Here is a 2500-nt window from a genome sequence, read left to right as displayed (position 1 = left end):
CAGACCCGAAACCGAGTGATCTAGGCATGAGCAGGATGAAGGTTAGGTAACACTAACTGGAGGTCCGAACCCACACCTGTTGAAAAAGGTCGGGATGACTTGTGCCTAGGGGTGAAAGGCCAATCAAACTCGGAGATAGCTGGTTCTCCGCGAAAGCTATTTAGGTAGCGCCTCGGACGTATCCTCTTGGGGGTAGAGCACTGCATGGATGATGGGGGCCCACAGCCTTACTGAGTCTAAGCAAACTCCGAATACCAAGAAGGACTATCCGGGAGACACACGGCGGGTGCTAACGTCCGTCGTGGAGAGGGAAACAACCCTGACCAACAGCTAAGGCCCCCAATTCGTGGCTAAGTGGGAAAGCATGTGAGACTTCCAAAACAACCAGGAGGTTGGCTTAGAAGCAGCCATCCTTTAAAGATAGCGTAACAGCTCACTGGTCTAATCAAGAGGTCTTGCGGCGAAGATGTAACGGGGCTCAAGCCACGAGCCGAAGCTTTGGATGCACATTTATGTGCGTGGTAGCGGAGCGTTCTGTGATATAGAACGCTGCCTCTTTTGCTTTGTAAAAAGCAACGGAGGCAATGTTCTGACTGTGAAGCCGGGCTGTAAGGCATCCGGTGGAGTGATCAGAAGTGAGAATGTTGACATGAGTAGCGACAAACAGGGTGAGAGACCCTGTCGCCGAAAGTCCAAGGGTTCCTGCTTAAAGCTAATCTGAGCAGGGTAAGCCGGCCCCTAAGGCGAGGCCGAAAGGCGTAGTCGATGGGAACCAGGTTAATATTCCTGGGCCAGGAGATGGTGACGGATCACAGAGCTAGTTCTTCCTTATCGGATTGGAAGGGCTGGTGAGTGGTTCCTGGAAATAGCCCTCCATGAGACCGTACCCTAAACCGACACAGGTGGACTGGTAGAGAATACCAAGGCGCTTGAGAGAACCACATTTAAGGAACTCGGCAAAATACCTCCGTAAGTTCGCGAGAAGGAGGCCCTGTTGGTAGGCAACTATCGGCAGGGGGCACAAACTAGGGGGTGGCGACTGTTTACTAAAAACACAGGGCTCTGCGAAGCCGTAAGGCGACGTATAGGGTCTGACGCCTGCCCGGTGCCGGAAGGTTAAAAGGAGATGTGCAAGCATTGAATTGAAGCCCCGGTAAACGGCGGCCGTAACTATAACGGTCCTAAGGTAGCGAAATTCCTTGTCGGGTAAGTTCCGACCTGCACGAATGGCGTAACGACTTCCCCGCTGTCTCAAATGTGGACTCAGCGAAATTGAATTGTCTGTGAAGATGCAGACTTCCCGCGGTTAGACGGAAAGACCCCATGCACCTTTACTATAGCTTCGCACTGGCATCAGGATTGTGATGTGCAGGATAGGTGGTAGGCATTGAAGCAGTGACGCCAGTCGCTGTGGAGCCATCCTTGAGATACCACCCTTCGCACTCTTGATGTCTAACCGCGGTCCGTTATCCGGATCCGGGACCCTGCGTGGTGGGTAGTTTGACTGGGGCGGTCGCCTCCCAAAGAGTAACGGAGGCGCGCGAAGGTTGGCTCAGAGCGGTCGGAAATCGCTCGTTGAGTGCAATGGCAGAAGCCAGCCTGACTGCAAGACTGACAAGTCGAGCAGAGACGAAAGTCGGCCATAGTGATCCGGTGGTCCCGAGTGGAAGGGCCATCGCTCAACGGATAAAAGGTACGCTGGGGATAACAGGCTGATGATGCCCAAGAGTCCATATCGACGGCATCGTTTGGCACCTCGATGTCGGCTCATCTCATCCTGGGGCTGGAGCAGGTCCCAAGGGTACGGCTGTTCGCCGTTTAAAGAGGTACGTGAGCTGGGTTTAGAACGTCGTGAGACAGTTCGGTCCCTATCTGCCGTGGGTGTAGGATACTTGAGAGGAGTTGCCCCTAGTACGAGAGGACCGGGGTGAACGTTCCACTGGTGGACCAGTTGTCGTGCCAACGGCAGTGCTGGGTAGCTATGAACGGACAGGATAAACGCTGAAGGCATCTAAGCGTGAAGCCCCCCTCAAAACAAGGTATCCCTTGAGAGCCGTGGAAGACCACCACGTCGATAGGCCGGAGATGTAAGTGCAGTAATGCATTCAGTTGACCGGTACTAATGGCTCGATTGGCTTGATTTGATCCGGAAGAAGACAGACCTTCTTCCTTAAAAGCATCCTTGGACAGAACTTCCCGAAAATGGGAAACGCCGATATCGCTTCTTTTCTGGTCTGGTGGCTTTAGCACGAGCAAAACACCCGATCCCATCCCGAACTCGGCCGTTAAGTGCCGTTGCGCCAATGGTACTGCGTCTCAAGACGTGGGAGAGTAGGTCACCGCCAGACCTGAAAAGAAGCGATCATCTCTCTAAACGATCAAAAAGCGCTATCTATCAGCGCAAATGGCGCGGGGTAGAGCAGCCCGGTAGCTCGTCAGGCTCATAACCTGAAGGTCGTAGGTTCAAATCCTACCCCCGCAACCAAATCACAAAAAATAT

General features: G+C 53.4%; 1 tRNA gene and 2 rRNA genes (1 of these 3 cut by a window edge). All 3 read left to right on the top strand.

The window, feature by feature from the left end:
- Positions 1-2144: ribosomal RNA gene (locus tag GL286_RS21835) — 23S ribosomal RNA — on the top strand (it extends 689 nt beyond the left edge of the window).
- Positions 2145-2233: 89 nt separating this feature from the next.
- Positions 2234-2348 (top strand): 5S ribosomal RNA (rrf, locus tag GL286_RS21830).
- A 60-nt stretch (positions 2349-2408) separates the two neighbouring features.
- Positions 2409-2485: transfer RNA gene (locus GL286_RS21825), tRNA-Met, on the top strand.
- The last annotated feature ends 15 nt before the right edge of the window (positions 2486-2500 follow it).

It is taken from the genome of Paracoccus aestuariivivens (assembly GCF_009711225.1).
In the GTDB taxonomy this organism is placed as follows: Bacteria; Pseudomonadota; Alphaproteobacteria; order Rhodobacterales; family Rhodobacteraceae; genus Paracoccus; species Paracoccus aestuariivivens.
The sequence above is the reverse complement of the archived record's forward strand: the minus strand, read 5'-3'. Positions and strand labels throughout refer to the sequence as shown.